Origin of the sequence: Streptomyces sp. NPDC090798 (assembly GCF_044768965.1) — a bacterium.
GTDB lineage: Bacteria > Actinomycetota > Actinomycetes > Streptomycetales > Streptomycetaceae > Streptomyces.
Map to the genome: position 1 here is coordinate 227,150 of NZ_JBIVXA010000008.1, position 23,711 is coordinate 250,860.

20 protein-coding genes and 2 pseudogenes are annotated in these 23,711 nt (G+C 69.3%); 12 read left to right on the forward strand and 10 right to left on the reverse strand.

From position 1 onward, the window contains the following. Window positions 1-156 precede the first annotated feature (156 nt). The 3 genes from ACIQTP_RS19680 to ACIQTP_RS19690 are packed head-to-tail and all read left to right on the forward strand — an operon-like array spanning window position 157 to window position 3,393. A complete protein-coding gene (locus ACIQTP_RS19680; protein WP_402037113.1) occupies window positions 157-1,047 on the forward strand; it encodes an alkaline phosphatase family protein in 891 nt (296 codons plus the stop codon). Between the two features lies 1 nt (window position 1,048). After that, a complete protein-coding gene (locus tag ACIQTP_RS19685) occupies window positions 1,049-2,371 on the forward strand; it encodes an MFS transporter (protein ID WP_403401323.1) in 1,323 nt (440 codons plus the stop codon). Next, window positions 2,368-3,393, forward strand: coding sequence for a TolB family protein (locus ACIQTP_RS19690; RefSeq protein WP_403401325.1), 1,026 nt, complete (start codon window positions 2,368-2,370; stop codon window positions 3,391-3,393). The genes ACIQTP_RS19685 and ACIQTP_RS19690 overlap by 4 nt, the downstream gene beginning before the upstream one ends. Here ACIQTP_RS19690 and ACIQTP_RS19695 read toward each other — a convergent pair. Beyond that, window positions 3,390-3,533: a hypothetical protein gene (locus ACIQTP_RS19695; protein ID WP_403401327.1), complete on the reverse strand. Its 144-nt coding sequence runs from the start codon at window positions 3,531-3,533 to the stop codon at window positions 3,390-3,392. The genes ACIQTP_RS19690 and ACIQTP_RS19695 overlap by 4 nt on opposite strands. Window positions 3,534-3,622: 89 nt before the next feature. Then, window positions 3,623-4,228 carry a TetR/AcrR family transcriptional regulator gene (locus ACIQTP_RS19700; protein WP_403401329.1) on the reverse strand — a complete coding sequence of 202 codons (606 nt, stop codon included), beginning with the start codon at window positions 4,226-4,228 and terminating at the stop codon, window positions 3,623-3,625. A gap of 71 nt (window positions 4,229-4,299) precedes the next feature. On the opposite strand from ACIQTP_RS19700, the gene ACIQTP_RS19705 reads away from it, so the two are divergent. Beyond that, window positions 4,300-4,791, forward strand: a complete 492-nt coding sequence (locus ACIQTP_RS19705) for an FBP domain-containing protein (RefSeq protein WP_403401331.1) — start codon at window positions 4,300-4,302, stop codon at window positions 4,789-4,791. 37 nt (window positions 4,792-4,828) lie between these two features. Here the strand turns inward: ACIQTP_RS19705 and ACIQTP_RS19710 are convergent, their stop codons facing one another. Further along, complete coding sequence (locus tag ACIQTP_RS19710) at window positions 4,829-5,467, reverse strand: TetR/AcrR family transcriptional regulator (RefSeq protein ID WP_403401333.1); 639 nt, start codon at window positions 5,465-5,467, stop codon at window positions 4,829-4,831. 281 nt (window positions 5,468-5,748) lie between these two features. On the opposite strand from ACIQTP_RS19710, the gene ACIQTP_RS19715 reads away from it, so the two are divergent. Next, window positions 5,749-6,384 (forward strand): nuclear transport factor 2 family protein, encoded by a 636-nt coding sequence (locus ACIQTP_RS19715; protein ID WP_403401335.1) that lies wholly within the window; start codon window positions 5,749-5,751, stop codon window positions 6,382-6,384. 197 nt (window positions 6,385-6,581) lie between these two features. Here ACIQTP_RS19715 and ACIQTP_RS19720 read toward each other — a convergent pair whose 3' ends face one another. Further along, window positions 6,582-7,640 (reverse strand): zinc-dependent alcohol dehydrogenase family protein, encoded by a 1,059-nt coding sequence (locus tag ACIQTP_RS19720; protein ID WP_403401337.1) that lies wholly within the window; start codon window positions 7,638-7,640, stop codon window positions 6,582-6,584. A gap of 352 nt (window positions 7,641-7,992) precedes the next feature. On the opposite strand from ACIQTP_RS19720, the gene ACIQTP_RS19725 reads away from it, so the two are divergent. The 3 genes and pseudogenes from ACIQTP_RS19725 to ACIQTP_RS19735 all read left to right on the forward strand — a co-directional run. Then, complete coding sequence (locus tag ACIQTP_RS19725) at window positions 7,993-8,439, forward strand: MarR family winged helix-turn-helix transcriptional regulator (RefSeq protein ID WP_403401339.1); 447 nt, start codon at window positions 7,993-7,995, stop codon at window positions 8,437-8,439. A gap of 43 nt (window positions 8,440-8,482) precedes the next feature. Further along, complete coding sequence (locus ACIQTP_RS19730; protein ID WP_403401341.1) at window positions 8,483-10,204, forward strand: MFS transporter; 1,722 nt, start codon at window positions 8,483-8,485, stop codon at window positions 10,202-10,204. 201 nt (window positions 10,205-10,405) lie between these two features. Continuing rightward, window positions 10,406-10,639: pseudogene (locus ACIQTP_RS19735) on the forward strand (RNA polymerase sigma factor); the annotation flags it as partial. 46 nt (window positions 10,640-10,685) lie between these two features. Here ACIQTP_RS19735 and glnA read toward each other — a convergent pair. Next, a complete protein-coding gene (gene glnA / locus ACIQTP_RS19740) occupies window positions 10,686-12,047 on the reverse strand; it encodes a type I glutamate--ammonia ligase (protein WP_054230834.1) in 1,362 nt (453 codons plus the stop codon). A 329-nt stretch (window positions 12,048-12,376) separates the two neighbouring features. Continuing rightward, a pseudogene (locus ACIQTP_RS19745) lies at window positions 12,377-12,513 on the reverse strand (transcriptional regulator); the annotation flags it as partial. A gap of 163 nt (window positions 12,514-12,676) precedes the next feature. On the opposite strand from ACIQTP_RS19745, the gene ACIQTP_RS19750 reads away from it, so the two are divergent. The 4 genes from ACIQTP_RS19750 to ACIQTP_RS19765 all read left to right on the forward strand — a co-directional run bounded on the left by ACIQTP_RS19750 (window position 12,677) and on the right by ACIQTP_RS19765 (window position 18,585). Beyond that, window positions 12,677-13,345: a DUF3105 domain-containing protein gene (locus ACIQTP_RS19750; protein ID WP_403401343.1), complete on the forward strand. Its 669-nt coding sequence runs from the start codon at window positions 12,677-12,679 to the stop codon at window positions 13,343-13,345. A gap of 5 nt (window positions 13,346-13,350) precedes the next feature. After that, on the forward strand, window positions 13,351-13,983 hold the full coding sequence (locus tag ACIQTP_RS19755; protein ID WP_403401589.1) for a DUF305 domain-containing protein: 633 nt from the start codon (window positions 13,351-13,353) through the stop codon (window positions 13,981-13,983). A 695-nt stretch (window positions 13,984-14,678) separates the two neighbouring features. Continuing rightward, entirely contained in the window at window positions 14,679-16,628 is a 1,950-nt protein-coding gene (locus tag ACIQTP_RS19760) for a protease pro-enzyme activation domain-containing protein (protein ID WP_403401345.1), read from the forward strand. A 202-nt stretch (window positions 16,629-16,830) separates the two neighbouring features. Next, a complete protein-coding gene (locus ACIQTP_RS19765) occupies window positions 16,831-18,585 on the forward strand; it encodes an NAD+ synthase (protein WP_403401346.1) in 1,755 nt (584 codons plus the stop codon). A gap of 157 nt (window positions 18,586-18,742) precedes the next feature. Here ACIQTP_RS19765 and ACIQTP_RS19770 read toward each other — a convergent pair whose 3' ends face one another. The 4 genes from ACIQTP_RS19770 to ACIQTP_RS19785 all read right to left on the reverse strand — a co-directional run bounded on the left by ACIQTP_RS19770 (window position 18,743) and on the right by ACIQTP_RS19785 (window position 23,693). Beyond that, window positions 18,743-19,966 carry an MFS transporter gene (locus tag ACIQTP_RS19770; RefSeq protein WP_403401348.1) on the reverse strand — a complete coding sequence of 408 codons (1,224 nt, stop codon included), beginning with the start codon at window positions 19,964-19,966 and terminating at the stop codon, window positions 18,743-18,745. A gap of 188 nt (window positions 19,967-20,154) precedes the next feature. Continuing rightward, window positions 20,155-21,213: an endonuclease/exonuclease/phosphatase family protein gene (locus tag ACIQTP_RS19775; RefSeq protein WP_403401350.1), complete on the reverse strand. Its 1,059-nt coding sequence runs from the start codon at window positions 21,211-21,213 to the stop codon at window positions 20,155-20,157. Window positions 21,214-21,427: 214 nt separating this feature from the next. After that, the gene (locus tag ACIQTP_RS19780; protein WP_403401352.1) at window positions 21,428-22,048 is read right to left on the reverse strand and encodes a TetR/AcrR family transcriptional regulator; all 621 of its coding nucleotides are present in this window, start codon (window positions 22,046-22,048) and stop codon (window positions 21,428-21,430) included. A gap of 52 nt (window positions 22,049-22,100) precedes the next feature. Then, window positions 22,101-23,693 (reverse strand): DHA2 family efflux MFS transporter permease subunit, encoded by a 1,593-nt coding sequence (locus ACIQTP_RS19785; RefSeq protein ID WP_403401354.1) that lies wholly within the window; start codon window positions 23,691-23,693, stop codon window positions 22,101-22,103. Window positions 23,694-23,711: the final 18 nt, after the last annotated feature.

The following is a 23,711-nucleotide window of genomic DNA, read 5'->3' on the forward strand; positions in this document are numbered from 1 at the left end:
AAGGCGAGCGGGGTGGCGGCGACCGGGCAGGCCGGAGGGTAAGTAGTTCATCAGGTCTTCATCCCGCCGGTTGGGTGGCTTGGGGAGGGGGAATGTTGGCGTGTGCATGCTCTGTCCGCACCGCCACCGTCGCCTTCCCCCCACCGGAGGTCTGAAGTGTCCGGCAGAACCGTGTACCGCCGCAGTCGTGCCGTCGTGGCGTCCGCCCTCGCCTTCACCGCAGCCGCGGTGGGCCTGTGGACCGGCCTCGGCGGCTCCACCACCGCGCACGCCGCGGCCGGGGTGCCGACCCCGGACCACGTGGTCGTCGTGGTCTTCGAGAACCACGCGTACAGCCAGGTGATCGGCTCGTCCAGCGCCCCGTACATCAACTCGCTCAAGACCGGCGGCGCCAACCTCACCTCGTCGTACGCCGAGACGCACCCGAGCCAGCCCAACTACTACGCCCTCTTCTCAGGCTCCACCCAGGGCGTCACCGACGACAGCTGTGTCACCCCCGGCTTCTCCTCCGCCCCGAACCTCGCCTCCGAGGTGATCGCGGCGGGCAGGACCTGGGCGAGCTACAACGAGACGCTGCCCAGCCAGGGCTCCACGACGTGCAGCAGCGGCAACTACGCGCAGAAGCACAACCCGTGGTTCGGCTTCAGCAACGTACCGACGTCGACCGCGAAGACCTTCACCCAGTTCCCGACGGACTACACGACGCTTCCGCAGGTCTCCTTCGTGGTCCCCAACCTGTGCAGCGACATGCACGACTGCTCGGTGTCGACCGGTGACACCTGGCTGAAGAACAAGCTGGGCGCGTACGCGACCTGGGCCAAGACCCACAACAGCCTGCTCGTCGTCACCTTCGACGAGGACAACCGGCTCAGCGGCAACAAGATCCCGACCGTGTTCTACGGCCAGCAGGTGACCGCGGGATCCACCAGCTCGACCACCTACAACCACTACGACCTGCTGCGCACCCTGGAGGACTCGCAGGGCGTGTCGACACACGCGGGCAACGCCGCCTCCGGCAAGGACATCACCGGCATCTGGACGTCCTGAGATGTACGTGGCGGACAGCCGCGCCTCCACGAGTGCGGCGTCCGCGGAAGGCGCCGTCCGGCTTCGTGCCGGACGGCGCCGTGCCGCGGTCGCGCCCACGGTGCTGGCGCTCGGCGCGGTCAGTCTCATCACCGACGTCTCGTCGGAGATGGTCACGGCGGTACTGCCGCTGTACCTGGTGACGGGCCTCGGCCTGTCACCGCTGGGCTTCGGCCTCCTGGACGGCATCTACAACGGCTTCTCGGCACTCGTCCGGCTGATCGGGGGCCACCTGGCCGACCGCGGTGGCGGCCGCCACAAGTGGGTGGCGGGCTTCGGCTACGCCCTCTCGGCGGCCTGCAAGCCCCTGCTGCTCCTGGCCCACACGCTCACCCCGATCGGCCTGATCCTGGCCGCCGACCGCACCGGGAAGGGCCTGCGCACGGCCCCGCGCGACGCGCTGATCTCGCTGTCGAGCACGCCGGAGACACGGGGGCGCGCGTTCGGCGTGCACCGGGCGATGGACACGGCGGGCGCGCTGTTCGGTCCCCTCGTGGCCTTCCTGATCCTGCGGGCCACGGTCGACGGATACGACGCGGTGTTCACGGTGAGCTTCTGCGTGGCGGTGGTGGGCGTACTGGTCCTGGTGCTGTTCGTACCGAACGGCGCGCGTACGACAGCGACCAGGGCAGGAACAGGGACGGCGCCGGAGAAAACCCCCGGGGACACCGCGTCCCGCCCCACCCTCCGCGCGGCCGTCGCCCTCCTCGCCCGCCCCGACCTGCGCCGCGTCACCCTCTGCGCGCTCCTCCTGGGCCTCGCGACGGTCAGCGACTCCTTCGTCTATCTGCTCCTCCAGCGGCGTCTGGGCGTACCGGACCGCTGGTTCGCGCTGCTGCCCCTCGGCACGGCGGCGGCGTTCCTGCTCCTGGCCGTCCCGCTCGGCCGCCTCGCGGACCGGGTCGGCCGCTGGCGGGTGTTCCTGGCCGGCCACGGCGCCCTGCTCCTCGCGTACGCCCTCCTGCTCACCTCCTGGCACGGGACGGCACTGCCGTACGCCGTCCTGCTCCTGCACGGCTGCTTCTACGCCGCCACCGACGGCGTCCTGATGGCGGTGGCCTCGGAGAGCGTGCCCGAGGAACTGCGCTCGTCCGGTCTCGCCCTCGTGCAGACGGGCCAGGCCATGGCCCGTTTCGTCTGCTCGCTCGGCTTCGGCGCGGCGTGGACGGCTTGGGGCGACCGTACGGCGCTCACGGCGTCGACGGTGGCGCTGGCGCTCTGCGCCCTGTTCGCGCTCACACTCCGCCGCCCCACCCCCTCCGCCCCTTCAGAAGGCCTCGCATGACCCTCCGTACCCGCATCCTGGTCCTGATCTCGGCGCTGGTCGTCCTGGCGGGCGTGGCCACGGCCTCCGTCCTGCACGCCTCGGCCCGCGCGGACCGCAAGAACCAGACCCAGCCCGGCGGCCCGGAGATCACCGCGGGCACGGTCGCGCTCGCCACCGGGTCCGGGAGCCGCATGATCTTCCGGAACATGGCCTGGGGCCCGCACCGCGACGAACTGACGACGGTCCCGGCATCGGACCCCTCGGGGCCCCGAACGGCGTCGAAGGTCAAATGCCTCCGCTTCTACGCGGCCGCGGGCACCGGCGTCTGTCTCCAGTCGGTGCACGGCCCGGTCCGGGACACCTACCGGGCCGTCATCCTCGACGCGCGCCTGCGCGAGACGGCCCGCTACGACGTCCCCGGCATCCCGTCCCGCGCCCGCGTCTCCCCCGGCGGCCGGTACGCCGCGTGGACGGTCTTCGTCGGCGGCGACTCGTACGCGGGTACGAACTTCTCCACGCGTGCGGCGATCGTGGACACGAGAACGCGGAAACTGACCCCCTCCTTGGAGGCGTTCCGCGTCGTCAAGGACGGCAGGACGTACCACGCGGCGGACGTCAACTTCTGGGGCGTCACGTTCGCGGCCGACGACCGCACGTTCTACGCGACACTCGCGACGAAGGGCAGAACGTACCTCGTCCGGGGAGACCTCCGCACCCGCACCCTCACCACCCTCCACACCAACGTCGAATGCCCGTCCCTCTCCCCCGACGGCACGCGCGTCGCCTACAAGAAGCGCGTGCCGGGCCTGTCGAAGGACGCCCCCTGGCACCTGTACGTCCTCGACCTGCGCACGATGCGCGAAACCCCGCTGGCCGAGCCCCGCAGCATCGACGACCAGGTGGTCTGGCGCGACGACCGCACGATCGTCTACGCCCTCCCCGGCGACTACGGAGCCGACCTCTACACCGTCCCGTCCGACGGCACGGGAAAGCCGCGGCGCATCAGCACCGCGGCGGTGTCTCCCGCGTACGTGAACTAGGCGACGGCGTACGTGAACCAGGCGAAGGCGTAGGTGAACCAGGCGAAGGCTCCCTCGGTGGTGAAGGCCAGCTCGTCGAGGGCGCCACGCAGGAGGTCGGCGGTGACGGTCGTGGTGATCCAGTCGTGGTCGGTGGTCATGGCTTCGGCGTCTGCGTCAAAACTCTCGCGTGTCCGTCAAAGCTGTCGGGTGTCGGAAATCGACCGGAGGGACGATCCCGGCGGGACGATCAGGAGGCGGAGGCGGGCGCGGTCGCTGTTGCTGTCGCGCTCGCGGGCCAGTTCCGCAGCAGCGCGTCGAGGGCGTCCAGCATCCGCACCCAGGTCTCCTGCGTATCGGGGGCGCTGTGGCTGAACCCGCCCCCCATCTCCAGGCTGACGTAGCCGTGGAAGAAGCTGCCCAGCAGCCGGACCGCGTGCGTCTGGTCCGGCTCCGTCAGCGCGTAGCCACGCAGGATCGCCCGCGTCATCTGCGCGTGCCGCCCACCGGCGCTGGCGGCGGCCGCCTCCGGGTCGAGCCTGAACTGGGCGGCGGCATAGCGGCCGGGATACTCCCGGGCGTAGTCGCGGTAGACGTTCGCGAGAGCGGCCAGGGCGTCCTTGCCGGCCCGCCCGGCCAGCGCGGCGGCGCCCCGGTCGGCGAGTTCCTCCAGGGCGAGCAGGGCGATCCGGGTCTTGAGGTCGTGGGAGTTCTTCACGTGCGAGTACAGGCTCGCGACCTTCACGTCGAAGCGTCTGGCGAGCTCCGAGACGGTCACCTGCTCGAAGCCGACCTCGTCGGCCAGCTCCGCCCCCGCGAGGACCAGACGTTCCGTGGTCAGCCCGATACGCGCCATAACCTTCCTCCCACTCACCCTAACCGCTCACGCATTTGCCTAACACCTTTAGGCAATTTACCATGGCTCTCATGAAGCCGCTGACCGAACAAGAGATCCGCGCCGCGTTCGTGAACTGCACCAAGGGCGAGGCGAAGCGCCTGTCCGTCCCGCGCGATCTGACCGACCGCCCCTGGGACGACCTGGACTACCTCGGCTGGCGGGACCCCCAGTCACCCGAACGCACCTACCTCGTCCTCGAACTGAACGGCCACCCGAAGGCCCTGGTCCTGCGCAGCCCCAGCCCCACCTCCTGGCAGACCCGGCGCAGCATGTGCTCGATGTGCCTGACCACCCACACCGGCGGCGTCTCCCTGATGGTCGCCCCGAAGGCGGGCAAGGCCGGCCAGCAGGGCAACTCGGTCGGCGCCTACATATGCAGCGACCTCTCCTGCTCCCTGTACGTACGAGGCAAGAAGGACGCGGGCGCCGGCGCCCGCCTCCACGAATCACTCACGCTGGAGGAAAAGATCCAGCGAACGGTGGCGAACCTGGCGGCGTTCATCACGAAGGTGACGGCCTGACAGGCCACTACTTGGATTCCGGTGGCCTTCGGCCTGGTCAGCGGCCGACGGCGGCGTCCCCGCGGAACGCCCCGGCCACCACGGGGACCAGCTGCCGCTCGATCTGCTCGGCGGACATGGCGGCCAGCTCGGTGCCGATGGGTGCCAGCGCGAGCCAGTTCAGCAGGCCGGCCGCGCATCGCGTACGGAAGATCAGTTCCTGCTCGTCGACTCCGGGAATGTTCGGCGTCAGCACCCGGAGGGCCTCCCGGCGACTCTGGTCGAACTTGCCGGCCAGCCGCTCCCACCCCTGGGGCGGATCGATCCCGACGCGCGCCACAGTCCGCATCACGGCCAGGTCCTGTCCACCGGCCGCCAGTGCGCGCACCATCGGCCGGGCGAAGGCTGCCGCCACCTCCTGGAGCGTCGAAGCGGAGCCAAGGGAGTCAAGTGCCAGGATCTGCGCGTCCAGATACCGTTCCAACGCGTGCTCTATCGCCGAGTCGCACAGCGCCTTCAGTGACCCGAAGTGGTAACTCACCGCGGCGACGTTGGCTCCGGCGCGGTCTGTGATCTCGCGGAGCGTCACGCCCTCCTGGCCTCGTTGCGCGAGCAACTCCAGGGCGGCCGCCTGCAGACCGTCCCGCGTGCGCTGACCAGCCTCTCGGCGCAGGTCCGTCTTTTTCGCCCGTATCACAGCATGAACTCAAGCAGCCGCTTGACTTCATTGTCAAACAGCCACCTCGCGGACCGAGGCTGAACTCGAGCGAATCCGGCCCCCAGGGCACCCCACCGAGCAGCGAGCAGCAAGCAGCAAGCAGCGGAGCAAGCCACACTCCACCGCACACAATTCAAACATCGGCTTGACAGCCTGCACTGCCGTCCATAAATTAAAGCGATCGCTTGATTTACTAAGGACGGGCGAGAGACCGTTGCGACGGATCTCGGATCCTGAGAACAAACCTGGAGGAACACGACATGAAGCTGCTCAGCCGGAAGTCGATCACCGCCACGGCCGCGATAGCGATCCTGGGCGGTCTTTCCATCGCCGCTGCGCCGACACAGGCCGCGAGCCCCGCGCACAGCAGTAAGGCGGCCCACGCGGACCTGACTCCCGGCGACCTGGCGAAGCTGCCACTCACGGACCGCCACCTGACCAAGCACGAGAAGGAGAATCTCGCCGTCGTCCTGCGCGACTACCACGTGGCGGAGGGCAGGAGCCTGGACGTCAAGACGTTCGTCAACAGCTTCGCCAAGGACGGCGTCTTCAACGACATGGTCGCCGGCCAGGCCTATCGGGGAAAGGCGCTTGGTGACGTTCTGCCCTACATGGCCAACCTCTTCCCCGATGTTCACCGTGACCTCAAGCGCATCACCGTGAACGGTGACGTGGTCAGCATCGAGCTGTCTATCCAGGGCACGTTCGAGGGGCCGCTGCAGTCACCGGCGGGCACCGTCAAGCCGACCGGCGCGAAGGTCGACGCGCCGACTGCCGACTTCTGGTACCTGCACAACGGCAAGGTCGAGAAGTTCAACTGCTATGTCGGATACTCGAAGATGTACTCGGACATGGGCGTGAACTTCGACTGGGCCTCCGCGGTCGACAAGCACTGAGCCGTTCCTCGGCGGGTGATGTCCGGCTACCGGCCGGGCATCACCCGCCGAGCCCGGCTCCCGGCACGCCGGCGTACACCGGGCTGTCCACTCTGAGCCGCCCTGCCGCGTTCGCGAGCCGAACCTGATCTCGGGCGCCGGCCTGATGCCCGGTCAAGTCGGCCGAGCGGTGCGCTTCGCCCGAGCCGGGCGGCGTCCTACCTGGCGTCTTCGTCCTGGCCATCCTCGAAGACGAAGAGCGGTTTGGCGCCATGTGCGGGTGCTTCGGCGAACGAGATGGCTTCAGTGAAGCGTTCGAGCGGGAACGGCTCGCCTCGGGGGATGCTCAGCACTTCATCAGCGACGAGACTACGAACCTCGGACAGCGCGCGCAGCGCATCCGCGGGTGAGGCAGTGCCGAACCAGCGGTTCAGCCAGAAGCCACGGACCGCTTTGGTCTCGTAGATGACCGAGCGCGCCAGCAGCGGGATCGTCAGCGCGGCCGGGTCGGTTTGCCGATGGGTAGAGAGCGCGCCGTAGACCACGACCTCTCCTCCCGGAGCCAGTGCCTGGGACACCTGGGCACCCACGTGGCCCGCGACGCAGTCGATGGCCTTGCGCACGCCGGCCGATCCTGCGATCTCGGCCACACGCCGCAACAGGTCCTCGTCCTCGGTGCAGATGACCTCGTCACCGCCAAGCGCCTTGATCTCCTCGACGGCATCGCGCCGCCGCACGACATTGATCGTGCGCACACCCAGATGTCTGGCCAGCTGAATGACGAGCCGGCCGACGGTGGAGCCCGCGGCCGTCTGCAACAACCACTCACCCGGCTGTACGTCGAGTTCGCGAGTCACCAGGAGCAGCGCGGTCAAAGGGTTGACGGCGAGCTGAGAGGCGCTGGAGTCGCTCAGATGATCGGGGACCGGCAGGAGCCTTCTTGTATCGGCGACGAGGTACTCCTGCCAAGTGCCGGCCACCTGCGGCCCGGGTACCGCCGGGACAGCGACGGCCACCACGCGCTCGCCGATCTTCAGTCCCCCGGTGTCCGGACCCAGGGCCTCAATACGGCCCACGCATTCCATGTGCCCCCCGACCGTGGGGAACTCGGGGGAGAAACCGTAGCGGCCACGCAGCACGTGCAGATCACTGGCGTGAATCGGAGTCGCCTTCACGCGGATCAACGCCTGACCGGCTTCTGGCGTGGGAACAGGACGGGATTCCAGCCGCAGGACATCGGCCGGCTCGCCAACCTTGTCGGCTACGAGCGCGCGCATGGACTGTGGCATGAGTGGCCTCTCGTCTCTCAGCGCCCGACACATTCGGCGGGCGTTCTGAACTGGACGGGAACAATGCCGGGGGCGGCATCCCCGTCGGCGACCAGGCTCCGGACCTTTCTTCCTCGACGGAGCGGGCCCCTGCGCAGAGCGCCCTCGGCGTCGTGAGTCCGCGGCACACACCGCACCCGAGAGCCCCGGGAGTCCCCGACATCACGCTAAGCGCCACCAACAGGCTCTGCAATCCAGCCTCCGACGGCTCCGCCGGCCCCGATCCACAAGCCGCCGACCTGTCGGAGCTGAGATCCAGGTCACATTGACGATCGACTCGCCCCACTTTCATAATACAGTTATGCATAACAGGGTTATGGATCCCGGTGGCTCCGGTGAAGAGCTCGTCGTCGCCTTGGAGCAGCTGGTCCGGTACGTGCGTCAGGTCAGCACGGCCGGGGGTCTGAGCTCGGCGGCCTCGTCCGTGCTGGGCCGCCTCGGCCGCGAGGGCCCCCAGCGGGTGACCGAGCTGGCACGCGGCGAGGGCGTCTCCCAGCCCGGAATGACACAGCTGGTCACGCGCATGGAACGCGACGGGCTGGTGCGCCGCATCGCGAGCACCGACGACCGGCGAGGCGTGCTGGTCGAAGCGACCGACGCCGGAGCCGACGTGGTCAGCCGACGGCGTGCCGAGCGTGCGGAGGCTCTGCGCGAGCTGATGGACCGGCTTGATCCGCAGGAGCGGTCCGCGGTGGTCATCGCCCTCCCCGCACTCGCCCGATTGATCCAGGCCGAGGTGTCCAAGTGACCGCCGGCATCGATGAGGGACAACCTTCCAGGAGAAATAGGCAATGAGCGCAACGCATGGGACAACGGCGAGCCTGTTCAAGCAACCACGTGCTGTCTGGGCCGTGGCGTTCGCCTGTGTCATCTCGTTCATGGGCATCGGCCTGGTCGACCCGATCCTGCCCTCGCTCGCGAAGAACCTGCATGCCACACCGAGTCAGGTGTCGCTGCTGTTCACCAGCTACCTGGTCGTGACAGCGGTCGCGATGCTCGTGGTGGGGTGGGTCTCCAGCCGGATCGGCGCCAAGCGCACGCTGGTCATGGGCCTGGTGCTGATCGTCGTGTTCTCCGCACTCGCCGGCGCCTCCGGCTCGATAGGCGGCATCGTCGGGTTCCGCGCCGGCTGGGGCCTGGGCAACGCCCTGTTCATCGCCACCAGCCTGGCGGTCATCGTCGCCTCGGCCAGCGGCGGCTTCGGCGGAGCGATCATCCTGTACGAAGCCGCACTCGGTCTCGGCATCGCGGTCGGTCCACTGCTCGGCGGTGAACTGGGCACCATCAGCTGGCGCGGACCGTTCTTCGGCGTCGCCGTACTCATGGCCGTCGCCCTGATCGCCACGATCGCGTTCGTCCCCGCACTGCCCAAACCCGAGCACCGCACATCACTGGCCGCCCCGCTCAAGGCGTTGCGGCACCGCGGCCTGCTCACCATGGGCATCATGGCGCTGCTGTACAACTGGGGATTCTTCACCATGCTCGGCTACGCGCCGTACCCCATGGAGCTCGACGCCCAGCGGCTCGGCCTGGTCTTCACCGGCTGGGGCCTGCTGGTCGCCGCCTTCAGCGTGTTCGTCGCGCCCCGCCTGCAGGCCCGATTCGGCACCGCCCCGGTGCTCTACGGCAACCTGATCGGGCTCGGCATCGTCATGACGGTCATCGCCGTCGGCGTCAACACCCCCGTCGCCGTGATCGTCGCGGTCATCGTCAGCGGTGCCTTCATCGGCATCAACAACACCCTCACCACCCAGGCCGTCATGCTCGTCTCGCCGGTCGAGCGATCGGTCGCCTCCTCGACCTACGGCTTCGTCCGGTTCATCGGAGGCGGCCTGGCCCCGTTCGTCGCCGGCAAGCTCGCCGACGCCACCAGCCTCAGCGTCCCGTTCTACCTCGGCGGCGCCGCCTTCATCCTCGCGGTCTTCGTCCTCGCCTCGGGCCACAAGCTGGTCAGCGCCGCGGAGAAGAACGAGGCCCACGGCGAGACGGTGCGCCCGACCCTCGAGCGCGTCGGGGCCACCCCGGCGCCCGGCTACCGCCCGCTCATCGTGGCCGTCGGTGCCACCCAAGACGCCGCCGTGATCGTCGACGAGGCCGCCGCCATCGCCCGCGACACCGGCAGCCCGCTGGAGGTCGTCCACGTCCGTGAGACCGCCGTGATCGAGGAACAGGCCATCGACACCGAGGACGCCGACCACGCGCGCGCCGCGGTCCTCGCCCACCTCAACCACCTTGCCGCGCACGGCATCACCGCCACCGGGCAGGTACTCACCAGCATCGGTGACCACGCCACGGCCGGCAGGGTTCTCGTCCAGCACGCCGCCGAGGTCGAAGCGCACACGATCGCGGTCGGCCGGTCCCCGCGCGGACCGGTGGCACAGTTCACCGACGGCAGCTTCACCGCCGCGCTGACCCACGCCGCGGCCTGCAACGTCGTCCTGGTCGAACCCGGTCGGACACCACACCGGTTGACGGCGGCGTCACTGGAGGAGCTGCGTACCAAGAGCGCGTAGCGGAGACAGGCACGGCGCCGGCAAGCAAGGCAAGGCACTTGCAGTGAGTCGAAGGAGGAAACCATCGATGCCCACATGCACCGGCGAAGACCAGCCGTCTGATGCCGCACACGTGACCGGCTTCGACTGTGCCCTGGAGTTCCGCCCTCGCATGTACTCGGCCGCGATGCGCATGACCCGTGATCCGGACGCGTCCGGGCAGCCCTGCGCGCCCTTTCCCCCGAGCAGCGGGTGACCATCTACCTCTATGACGTCGAGGGCTTCACCTACCAGGAGACCGCCGACTTCACGGGCGTGACCACGAACACCGTCGGCTCCCGCATCCACCGGGCCCGGCACCACCTGCGGCACCTGCTGCAGGACGACGCAGGCGAGCACGGACTCGTTCAGAAGCACACCACACGCCGACATGGCCGTAGGGCCGACGGTTCCTGACCGTCGGCCCTGCGTGCGCGCGCCGAAAACTGGTGCTGACCTGCGTCTACAGCACCGGCAGGTTCTTGCGGAGCTCGAAGGCGGTGACCTCGGAGCGGTACTCCTCCCACTCCGACTTCTTGTTGCGGAGGAAGAAGTCGAAGACGTGTTCGCCGAGGGTCTCGGCGACCAGTTCGCTGCGCTGCATCAGGGTGAGGGCCTCGCCGAGGTTCTGGGGCAGGGGCTCGATGCCCATCGCGCGGCGCTCGGCGTCGGAGAGGGCCCAGACGTCGTCGTCGGCGCCGGGCGGGAGCTCGTAGCCCTCCTCGATGCCCTTCAGGCCGGCAGCCAGGAGCAGGGCGTAGGCCAGGTACGGGTTCGCGCCCGAGTCGATGGAGCGGACCTCGACGCGTGCGGAGCCGGTCTTGCCGGGCTTGTACATCGGGACGCGGACGAGGGCGGAGCGGTTGTTGTGGCCCCAGCAGATGTACGAGGGGGCCTCACCGCCGGCGCCCGCGGTGCGCTCCGAGCCGCCCCAGATGCGCTTGTAGGAGTTGACCCACTGGTTGGTGACGGCGGAGATCTCCGCCGCGTGCTTCAGCAGGCCCGCGATGAAGGAGCGGCCGACCTTGGAGAGCTGGTACTCCGAGCCCGACTCGTAGAACGCGTTGCGGTCGCCCTCGAAGAGGGAGAGGTGCGTGTGCATGCCGGAGCCGGGGTGCTCGGAGAAGGGCTTGGGCATGAACGTCGCCTGGACGCCCTGCTCCAGCGCGACCTGCTTCATGACCAGGCGGAACGTCATGATGTTGTCGGCCGTGGAGAGCGCGTCGGCGTAGCGCAGGTCGATCTCCTGCTGGCCGGGTGCGCCCTCGTGGTGGGAGAACTCGACCGAGATGCCCATCGACTCCAGCATGGTGATCGCCTGGCGGCGGAAGTCCATGCCGACGTTCTGCGGGGTGTGGTCGAAGTAGCCGGAGTTGTCGGCCGGGGTCGGGCGCGAGCCGTCCAGCGGGCGGTCCTTCAGCAGGAAGAACTCGATCTCCGGGTGGGTGTAGAAGGTGAAGCCCAGGTCGGAGGTCTTCGCGAGGGCGCGCTTGAGGACGTAACGCGGGTCCGCGAAGGACGGGGAGCCGTCCGGCATCAGGATGTCGCAGAACATGCGGGCCGTGCCGGGGGCCTCCGCGCGCCACGGCAGCACCTGGAACGTCGACGGGTCCGGCTTGGCGATCATGTCGGACTCGTACACACGGGCGAAGCCCTCGATGGCCGAGCCGTCGAAGCCGATGCCCTCGTCGAAGGCCTGCTCCAGCTCGGCCGGAGCCACGGCCACCGACTTGAGGAAGCCCAGCACGTCCGTGAACCACAGCCGAACGAACCGGATGTCCCGCTCCTCCAGTGTCCGGAGCACGAACTCCTGCTGCTTGTCCATCTTCCGCTTCCACCCATCCTTGCTGGTCAGGCCGCCTGCTCCCACGCCTCGGGGACGGTCGGGGCACCTGAGCATCCCACCACAACACCATTTCATGCGCGTTGCGGACCATGATCGCCCGGGCGACCGCGGTCTGAACGCCTCGCGTACGGCAGGTGTCCTGCTCTGGTGCCCATACTGCCTGCTCATCCGCCTGTCTGTAATGGCCGACCCCCAGACTCTCTCCCTGGGAGCCTTAATTTGCATCAGACATCAGATGACAGATCGCAGATAACAGATTGCAGATGACAGATTGCGTCAGCTGTCAGCCGTCATCGGATGCCGGAGCCGAGGCCGCCGCCACGGTCGCGGCGGCCCGCGAGCAGTCCGAGGTGCTGGAGTTCGGCGACGACCTTCGCGGCACGGGTATAGCGGCATGGGCATAGGGGACGTCCATGTCCGCGGCGACCTCGCGGGTGGTGGAGGTCGTAACAGATCAACGGATCATCCGGACAGGGCCGCGTCCCCTCTTTGCGGGGCTGCGCCACCGGGCGTCTCCTTTGGACATTCTGTGGCCTCCCTTCGTACTGAGCACCCTCGCCCCATTACGATCAGCGGACCCGACCGTCCCATCCCCATAAGGACTCGCCATGGGTTCCGCCAAGAACACCACCTCCGCGCAGCGCAAGGCGCGCATAGAAGAGATGCGCAAGGCCGAGCGTGCCCGGGAGCGTCGTAACCGGATCCTCACGATCACGGCCAGCACGGTCATAGTCGCCGGTCTCGTCGTCGGCGGTGTCGTCCTGGTCAAGTCGCAGTCCAACGACAGCAGCACCTCGGCGAGCGACTCGAAGGGCGGCTCGGGGCACTTCGTCGCGGGCAAGGACGGCGTGGAGACCTGGTCGGGGACGCTGTCCCGCAACCACGTCACCAAGACCGTGAAGTACCCGATGGAACCCCCGGTCGGCGGCAACCACAACCCGGTGTGGATGAACTGCAACGGCGACGTCTACAGCAAGGCGATCAACAACATGAACGCCGTGCACTCTCTGGAGCACGGCGCGGTGTGGGTGACGTACAACAGCAAGGCCTCCGACGCCGACGTGAAGGCGCTCGAAGCGAAGGTCAAGAAGACGCCGTACACCCTGATGAGCCCCGTCGAGGACCAGAAGGACCCGATCATGCTGAGCGCGTGGGGCAAGCAGCGCACGGTGACGAGCGCGAGCGACCCGAACGTCGACAAGTTCTTCTCGGAGTTCGTGCAGGGCAAGCAGACGCCCGAGCCGGGCGCCGCCTGCACCAACGGTCTGTCGCAGTGAGCCAGATGCGCCAGGTGGGCTGGATCGCGGGGACCACGGCGGCGGTGCTGGTGGCCGCCGGGGCGATCACGTACGCGGTCGCCGAGAGCGACGGCTCCGGGTCCTCGGGGACGAAGGTGCCGTCGGCCGACTCGGCGGACGCGGGTTTCGCGCGGGACATGGCGGTCCATCACCAGCAGGCCGTCGAGATGTCGTACATCGTGCGCGACCGTACGGACAACGTGGAGGTACGGCGACTCGCGTACGACATCGCGCAGACGCAGGCCAATCAGCGCGGCATGCTGCTGGGCTGGCTCGACCTGTGGGAGCTGCCGAAGGTGACGGCGGACGCGCCCATGACATGGATGGGCATGGGCGACATGGCGTCCGGCAAGGACGGCGCGCTGATGCCCGGCATGGCGACCAACACCGAGATGAAGAGGCTGAACACGCTGAGCGGCAAGCAGGCGGAGGTCTTCTACCTGCAGTTGATGACCGACCACCACAAGGGCGGCATCCACATGGCCGAGGGCTGCGTCGCGAAGTGCACGGTCGGCGTGGAGAAGAAGCTCGCCCAGGGCATGGTCGACGCGCAGCAGTCGGAGATCCAGCTGATGGCGGACATGCTCAAGGCGCGAGGCGCGAAGGCCCGCGACTAGGTGGTGTCGTTCGGACCACCGTGGACCGGGGTGATCCGCCGGACACCCCCTGGGTCAAGGATGGATGGGCGGTGACGGTCCCCGGGGCGAGCACGTGGGTCTTCGCGGTGGTCGCTGTGTCGAGGTCGAGGCAGACCCGCAGGGCGACCCCCGCCCGCCGACGCCGAGGCAGCCCGCGGAGCCAGGTCGGCAGCGCGGGGTCGAGGCCGCCCGGCCCGGCATCCGCCGTGTCGTCCTGATCGACCAGGCGGCGAAGGCCCGGGCGAACGCCTCGGCCACGAACGCCTCGGCCACGAGCCCCTCGGCGAACTGCCGGTCGTCGGCCGCGGCGGTGGAACTCTTCGAGCGCCAGTTGCCTCAGAACCCCTGCACGACCCGGGCCGTGATGCGCCTGTGGGCGGCGGGACGAACCACGAACCCGCCGATGTCGCAATACGCTTACAGAAGTTGGGAACCCCTTTACAAGAAAACGAGGGATATCCCTACATCCGGGGCGAGGGTGACGTCATACCGGATCAAATGCCCTGCAATCACGGCCACTTGGTGTTTCCTTGGCCTTCTCATTCCCCTGGCATGAACGGTTCATCGCCAGAGTGACCCCAGCGTGATCCATTCCGCGTGCCCTCGGTTCCAGCACGCGGTCTCGCACATCACGAACGACCACACATGCGACGAACCGCATCGCAGGGGGTTTTATGAGATCCAATCGCGCCACCATGCGCGCCGGGGTGAGCATGGCAGCGACACTGCCGCTGCTCGCCGGTGCGCTGGCGCTCGGTATACCCACGGCCAACGCCGCGGACGGTCCCAGCCGGGACACCCTCGCGGGCACCAAGCCCGCGTGGGCCACGGCGAAGGCGGACAAGGGGGCCTCGTCCGACAACTCCCAGGTCTCCGCCCGGGTCTACTACGCCGGCCGGAACGCTGCCGGTCTGGCCGCGTACGCCAAGGCCGTGTCCGACCCGAACTCGGCGTCGTACGGCAAGTACCTCAGCGCCAAGCAGACGCAGGCCCGCTTCGGTGCCACCAAGGCGCAGGTCGCCGCGGTGACCTCGTGGCTGAAGTCGGCGGGCCTGAAGGTCACCGGCACCACGCAGCACTACGTCTCCGTCACCGGTGACGTGGCCGCCGCCGAGAAGGCGTTCGGCACCCAGCTCCACAACTACGCCAAGGGCAACAAGACCTACCGGGCGCCGTCGAAGGCGGCCTCCGCGCCGGCCGCCCTCAACGGCGCCGTCCTGACCGTCACCGGCCTGGACAACGCCCCGCACAAGGCGACGCACGACGACACGCTGCCGCCCCCGGACGCGGTGTTCAAGAACTCCGGGCCGTTCTCCTCGTACTTCGGCTCGAACATCGCGAGCACCCTGCCGGACGCGTACGGCACGAAGATCCCGTACGCGATCCAGGGCTACACGGGCAAGCAGCTGCGCGCCGCCTACGGCGCGGGCAAGCGCACCGGCAAGGGTGTGCGGGTAGCCATCACCGACGCGTACGCCTCGCCGACCATCGCGTTCGACGCGGCCACGTACGCCAAGAAGCACGGTGACTCGGCGTACAGCAGCAGCCAGCTGCGTCAGGTGCTGCCCGGCACCTACACGCAGACCGAGGCGTGCGGAGCGGCCGGCTGGTACGGCGAGGAGACCCTCGACGTCGAGGCCGTGCACGCCGTCGCGCCGGACGCGAACATCACGTACGTGGGTGCCGCGTCCTGCCTCGACAACGATCTGCTCGACTCGCTGAACAAGATCGTCGACAACCACCTGGCCGACATCGTCTCCAACTCGTGGGGCGACATCGAGGCCAACCAGACGCCGGACCTCGCGGCCGCCTACGACCAGACCTTCCAGTTCGGCGCGGTCGAGGGCATCGGCTTCTACTTCTCCTCCGGTGACAACGGCGACGAGGTCGCCAACACCAAGACGAAGCAGGTCGACACCCCGGCCAACTCGGCGTGGGTGACGGCGGTCGGCGGTACGTCGCTGGCGGTCGGCAAGGGCGACAAGTACCAGTTCGAGACCGGCTGGGGCACCGAGAAGGCCTCGCTCGCGGCCGACGGCAAGAGCTGGACCGGCTTCCCGGGCGCGTTCACCTCGGGCGCGGGCGGCGGCACCAGCAAGACCGTGGCGCAGCCCTTCTACCAGAAGGGTGTCGTGCCCGGCGCGCTCGCCAAGGCCAACGGCACGACGGCCATGCGCACCGTGCCGGACATCGCGGCGGTCGCCGACCCCAACACCGGTTTCAAGGTCGGCCAGACGCAGACCTTCCCGGACGGGTCCCAGCAGTACAGCGAGTACCGGATCGGCGGCACCTCGCTCGCCGCGCCGGTGATCGCGGCCGTCCAGGCACTGGCCCAGGAGGCGCGCGGCGGCAAGGCGATCGGTTTCGCCAACCCGTCGATCTACGCGAAGTACGGCTCCAAGGCCTACCACGACGTGACGGACACCCCCACGGGCTCCGAACTCGCCGTGGCGCGCGTGGACTTCGCCAACTCCATCGACGCGTCGGGCGGTCTGCTCACCTCCGTCCGCAGCCTCGGCAAGGACAGCTCCCTGAAGGCCGTGCGCGGCTACGACGACGTCACCGGTGTGGGCACGCCCGCCTCGGGCTACGTCGAGTCGTACCGCTCCAACCACGGTCACTGACGGTTCTCCGTCGCATCTCCGCCGCGCCCGCCCCTCGACGAGGGGCGGGCGTCCGCGTTTCCTGGCGTTCGAGTGCCGGTGCTTCCCCGGGCGAGCGCGTGCCGGATACCCGCTGGGGGTACGTCGAGGGGCGGTGGCCGGGGCGTCTGCACGTGGGGCGCCCCACACCCCATTGTGTCGCTCTGACGATTACACTGGGCCCGTGCCTCAACTACGCCTCGCCCTGAATCAGATCGACTCGACCGTCGGCGATCTCGCCACCAACGCCGAGGCGATCGTCCGTTGGACCCGGCACTCCGCCGAGCAGGGAGCGCATCTGGTGGCGTTCCCCGAGATGGTGCTGACCGGGTACCCCGTCGAGGACCTGGCCCTGCGGTCGTCCTTCGTCGAGGCCTCCCGCGCCGCGCTGCGCGCGCTGGCCGCGCGGCTGGCCGACGAGGGCTTCGGGGAGCTGCCGGTGATCGTCGGCTACCTCGACCGGTCCGAGACCGCCCAGCCGAAGTACGGGCAGCCGGCCGGCGCCCCGCAGAACGCCGCCGCGGTGCTGTACGGGGGCCGGGTGGCGCTGACCTTCGCCAAGCACCACCTCCCGAACTACGGCGTGTTCGACGAGTTCCGCTACTTCGTGCCCGGCGACACCATGCCGGTCGTGCGGGTGCACGGGGTCGACGTGGCCCTCGCCATCTGCGAGGACCTCTGGCAGGACGGCGGACGCGTGCCCGCGGCCCGGTCCGCCGGGGCCGGGCTGCTGCTGTCCATCAACGCCTCGCCGTACGAGCGCGACAAGGACGACACCCGCCTCGAACTGGTGCGCAAGCGGGCCCAGGAGGCCGGCTGCACCACCGCCTACCTCGCCATGATCGGCGGGCAGGACGAGCTGGTCTTCGACGGCGACTCCATCGTGGTCGACCGAAACGGGGAGGTCGTCGCACGCGCGCCGCAGTTCGCGGAGGGGTGCGTCGTACTGGACCTGGAGCTGCCGGCGGGCGCCGTCGAGCCGGTGACGGGTGTGGTGGACGACGGGCTGCGCATCGAGCGGCTGGTGCTGTCGCAGGAGCCGTTGCCCGCGTACGAGGCGGAGCTCGCCGGCGGGTACGCGGAGCGGCTCGACGCCGACGAGGAGGTCTACTCGGCGCTGGTCGTCGGACTGCGGGCGTACGTCGCGAAGAACGGGTTCCGGTCCGTGCTGATCGGCCTGTCCGGTGGCATCGACTCGGCGCTGGTCGCGGCGATCGCGTGCGACGCGCTGGGCGCGCAGAACGTGTACGGGGTGTCGATGCCGTCGAAGTACTCCTCCGACCACTCCAGGGGGGACGCGGCGGAGCTGGCGCGGCGGACGGGTCTGAACTTCCGGACGGTGCCGATCGAGCCGATGTTCGACGCGTATATGTCATCGCTGGGGCTGACCGGACTGGCCGAGGAGAACCTCCAGTCGCGCCTGCGGGGCACCATGCTGATGGCCATCTCCAACCAGGAGGGGCACATCGTGCTGGCGCCGGGGAACAAGTCCGAGCTGGCGGTGGGGTACTCGACGCTGTACGGCGACTCCGTGGGCGCGTACGGGCCCATCAAGGACGTGTACAAGACGTCGGTCTTCCGGCTGGCGGAGTGGCGCAACCGGGCGGCGGCCGAGCGGGGGCAGACCCCGCCGATCCCCGAGAGCTCGATCACCAAGCCGCCGAGCGCGGAGCTCCGTCCCGGCCAGGTCGACACGGACTCCCTCCCCGACTATCCCGTGCTGGACGCGATCCTCGAGCGGTATGTGGACCGGGACGAGGGGGCGGACGGGATCGTCGCGGCGGGGTTCGACCGGGAGCTGGTGGTGAAGACGCTGCGGATGGTGGACACGGCGGAGTACAAGCGCCGGCAGTATCCGCCGGGCACCAAGATCTCCGCCAAGGGGTTCGGGAAGGACCGGCGGCTTCCGATCACCAATCGGTGGCGCGAGCACGCGTGACGCCGTCGGGGGCGGGGGGTGTTTCGCCCCCGCCGCCCCTTCCCGTCCCATCCCTGGGGCTCCGCCCCGGGCCCCCCGGGTGAGTTCATCGTCTGCAGGCCTGTGGGGGCTGGGCGCGCAGTTCCCCGCGCCCCTAGAAGCCTGCGCTCGTCCGGCGTCAGTGATGCGCGTGTTCCGGGTGCGGAGGGACGTGGGTCGCGATCAGGCGGCCCGGCGCGGGGGCGGGGACCTCGGCGCGCCGGCGGTCCACGGCGTAGGCCGTCGCGGCGACCGCGAGGCCGAGGACGGCGAGCAGAGCCCCCGCCAGCGCGGGCGACGTCGCACCGAAGCCCGCGGCCAGCGCGATGCCGCCGATCCACGCACCGCCGGCGTTCGCGAGGTTGAACGCTGCCTGGTTGGCGGAGGACGCCAGGGACGGCGCCGCGGAGGCCTTCTCCATGACCATCAGCTGGAGAGGTGAGCCGGTGATGAAGGCGGCGGTACCGAGGAGGGTGACCGCGACGGCCGCACTCCACTGGGCGCTCATGAGGACGGGGAAGAGGGCGAGGACCGTGACCAGCGAGACGAGTCCGCCGAAGAGGGTGCCGCGCAGGGAGTGGTCCGCGAGACGGCCGCCCACGAGGTTGCCGACCGTCGCTCCGACGCCGAACAGCGCCAGCAGCAACGTGACGCTGGAGTCGGCGTACCCGGCGGAGTCCGTGAGCATCGGCGTGATGTAGCTGTACGCGGAGAAGAGGGCGCCGAAGCCCGCGACCGTCGTACCGAGGGCCAGCCACACGGGGAGCGAACGCAGGGCGGCCAGCTCGCCGCGCAGGCCGCCCGTGGGGGCGTGCGTGTGGTCGCGCGGGATGAGGAACGCGAGCGAGGCTATCGCCGCCAGACCGATCGCGCTCACGCCGAGGAAGGTGGCCCGCCAGCCGAAGTGCTGGCCGATGAAGGTGGCGACGGGAACGCCCGCGATGTTCGCGACGGTCAGGCCGAGGAACATCAGGGAGACGGAGCGCGCCTTGCGCTCGGGGGCGACGAGGCTGGTGGCGACGACGGCGCCGACGCCGAAGAAGGCGCCGTGCGGCAGACCGCTGACGAAGCGGGCGGCGAGCAGCCAGTGGTAGTCGGGGGCGAAGGCGGAGAGTGCGTTGCCTGCCACGAAGAGCCCCATCAGGGCGATGAGGACCTTGCGGCGGGACATCCGGGCGGTGGCCGCGGCGAGCAGCGGGGCGCCGATCACCACGCCGAGGGCGTAGGCCGAGACGAGGTGTCCGGCGCTGGGGATGGATATCTGGAGGTCGTCCGCGACGTCGGGCAGCAGGCCCATCATCACGAACTCGGTGGTACCGATGCCGAAGGCGCCCACGGCTAGGGCGAGCAGGGCCAGAGGCATGAGGGGCCTTTCAGAGGAGCGGAGTGCAGTAGGAGAACAGGACGGGCGGGGACGAGCCCGGGTCCGTGGGCGTGCGCCCCAGTGGTCTGGGGGCATGCGCGCACGGACGCGCCCGTGCACACCGGTGTGCACGGGCTCTCTAAGTTCACCTGTGGAACAAAGTCTCGCAGGCCCAGTATTCCAGGAGGTTAAGACCCGGTTGCCGTGAGCTTGACCCGGGCGGCGATCGGGAGGTGGTCGCTGCCGGTCCTGGGCAGGGTCCAGGAGGTCACCGGCTCGATGCCCTTGACCATGATCTGGTCGATCCGGGCCATCGGGAACGACGCGGGCCAGCTGAATCCGAAGCCGCTGCCCGCCGCGCCCTGGGTGGAGCGCATCTGCGAGGTGACCGCGTTCAGGGCGCGGTCGTTCATCGTGCCGTTGAGGTCGCCGAGCAGGATGACCTTCTGCAGTGACTCCGCGGCGATCGCCTCGCCGAGCGCGTCGGCGCTCCGGTCACGCTGGCGGGCGGTGAACCCGGCCTGCAGCTTCACCCGGACCGAGGGCAGATGGGCGACGTACACCGCGACCTGGCCGTTCGGGGTCGTCACCGTGGCGCGCATCGCGCGCGTCCAGCCGAGCTTGATGTCGACGGGCTCGGTTCCGGTCATCGGGTACTTGCTCCACAGCCCGACGGTGCCCTGCACGGAGTGGTACTTGTACGTCGGGGCGAGCGCCTTCTCGTACGTGGGGACCGCCGTGGCCTTCAGCTCCTCCAGGGCCACCACGTCGGCGCCGGACGCGGCCACGTCACGGGCGGTACCGGAGGGGTCCGGGTTCTCCGCGTTGACGTTGTGCGTGGCGACGGTCAGGTCGCCGCCGGCACCGGTCCGGTCGGTGAGCAGTCCGCCGAACAGGTTCAGCCAGACGGTCGCGGGGAGCAGGACGGCGATCAGGGCGGTCGCGGACTTCCGCACGAGGCCGAGGACCAGCAGGACGGGGATGAGGATGCCGAGCCACGGCAGGAACGTCTCGGTGAGACTGCCGAGGTTGCCGATCCTGTTGGGGATCTGCGCGTGCAGCAGCATCACCAGGGCGAGGACCAGGGCGAGCGCGGCCAGGATCAGTCCGCGGCGCCAGATGCCGCGGTCGCCGCGCCAGGAGCCCAGCGAGCGCCGGAGCTTGTCCAGCAGGCGCCGAAGCCGGGGACCTCGACGCTCGGGCCCCGAGCCGTCGCTGCCCGTCTCCGTCACGTACGCCTGCGCCATACCGTCGCCTCACAACCTGCCGTGCACACCGTCAGCCCCTCGGCTTACGACCCTAGGGGATGATCGGTGTCGTTCTCGCCGTCCCGGGACGGCCGTACGGGCACGAGGACGAACAACTCGGCGTTCGGAGTTCCGAATACGGGGCGGAGCGCGGCCTCTGTGACGAAACGCGCACATTCGGCGCATGGGCCGAGAGGATGAACGGGAGGATGAACTAGGGCCTGTCGGGACGCAGTCCCGCGAGTACCGTGTCGACGATCTGTTCGGCCAGGTCCTCGGGGAGTTCGGCGTCCGGGCGCATGACGGCGCGTACCAGCATGGGGCCGACGAAGAGGTCGTTGATGACCTCGATGTCCACGTCGTCGCGGAGTTCACCGTCCCGCTGTCCACGGCGCAGGACCTCGAAGGTGGTCAGGCGCCGCGGTTCGATGACGATCGCCTGGTACGCGGCCCAGATCTTGGGGCTGGACTTGATCTGGGCGTAGACGTTGTGCAGGAGCGCCGAGGAGCGGCTGGCCAGGCCCCGCTGGCGCAGCGGCTCCAGAAGGGCTATCAGGTCGTCGCGCATCGAGGTGCCGGGCAGTTCGGCGTCCGGGGGCTCGGTGGCGCGCATGACGTCGACGAAGAGTTCCTCCTTGCCGCTCCAGCGGCGGTAGATGGTCGCCTTGCCGACGCCCGCGGTCCTGGCCAGGCGTTCGATGGAGATCTCCGCGAGGGGGACGCCGTCCTCCAGGAGTCTTATCGCGCCCTCGATGATCGAGCGCTCCACGGCCTCGCTGCGGGGGCGCCCCCGGGGGGACCCCGCTTGCCTGGCTCGGCTGTCCGCGAGGCTCACGTGTCGCTCCTTTCCTTGGTGGTGCTGGCGCAATTCTCCCTGCCGCGCCCTGTCAGTGCTCGGCGGCCACCAACTCCGTCTCCTCCTTGCCCTGTTGCGGGGTCGAACCGCGGCCCGGCAGGAACAGGGCCACGATCACGGCGCCGACCAGCGCGATGCCCGCACCGCACAGGGCGGTGACGTGCATGGCGTGCAGGAAGGCGTCGTTGGCCGGGGTGATGAGGGCCTCGCCCCGGGGGCCGAGCTTGGCGGCGACGCCGAGGGTGGCCTCGATGGACTCGCCCGCGGTGTGCCGCAGGCCGGCCGGCAGGAGGGTGAGCTTGTCCTCGATGCCGTTGCGGTAGGCCGAGGAGAGGACCGAGCCGAGGACCGCGATGCCGAGGGCGCCGCCGACCTGACGGAAGACGTTGCTCAGGGCGGAGGCGGAGCCGGCCTTCTCGCGCGGCAGGGCCTGCATGATGACGACGCTGGTCGGGGTCATGATGTGCGCCATACCGGTGCCCATGAGGAAGAAGATGACCTCGAGGAGCCAGATCGGCGTGTCCGCGTCCAGGGTCGCGAAGGCGCCGAGCATCGCGCCGAGCAGCAGCAGGCCCGCCGTGCACGTGGCCCGGTTGCCGAAGCGGTCGACGACGAGACGGGCGCGCGGTGCGAAGAAGAGCTGGGCCGCGGCGAGCGGCAGCAGCAGCACACCGGTCTTCAGCGGCGAGTAGCCCCGCACGCTCTGGGTGTAGAAGACGGAGAAGAAGGTCACGCCCATCATCGCGAAGAAGACGAGCGCGATGGCGGTGATGGCGGCCGAGAAGACCTTGTTCTTGAAGTAGGTGATGTCGATGGACGGATGGTCGCTGCGCTTCTCGTAGACGACGAAGCAGACGATGACGGCGATTCCGGCGCCGATGGTCGCGAGGACCGCCGCGTCGGTGAAGGAGGCGAGCTGGCCGCCCTTGATGATGCCGTAGACGAGCAGGACGAGCCCTATGACCGAGAGGACGACGCCGACGAGGTCGATGCGGCCGGGGCTTGGGTCGCGGGAGTCCGGGACCAGCCAGAACATCAGGCCGAGCGCGAGCAGCACGATCGGCACGTTGATCAGGAAGACCGAGCCCCACCAGAAGTGGGCGAGGAGCACGCCGCCGGTGATCGGGCCGATGGCGATGGCGATGCCGACGCCGCCGGCCCAGATGCCGATGGCCTTGGGCTGTTCCTCGCGCTCGAAGACGTTCATGAGGACGGCGAGGGTGGCGGGCATCACGAAGGCGGCGCCGAAGCCCATCAGCGCGCGGAAGACGATGAGCTGGACGGGCGAGCCGGCCTCCGCGGCCAGCGCGGACCCGGTGCCGAAGACGGCGAGTCCGGCGAGCAGGACCTTCTTGCGGCCGAGCCGGTCACCGAGGAGGCCCGCGGTGAACAGCAGCCCCGCGAAGACGAGCGTGTAGGCGTTGATGGCCCATTCCAGCTCGCTCTGGGTGGCGCCGAGTCCGGTGGGCGCCGGCGTCGAGATCGTCTTGATCGCGACGTTGAGGATGGAGTTGTCCAGCACCACTATCAACAGGCTGAGCATGAGCACGCCGAGAATGGCCCAGCGGCGCCGATGTACCGCTTCGGGCACGCGCCGTTCGACGTGGGCTGCGGGAGTTGTCATGGGGCGGAGCCTATCGAT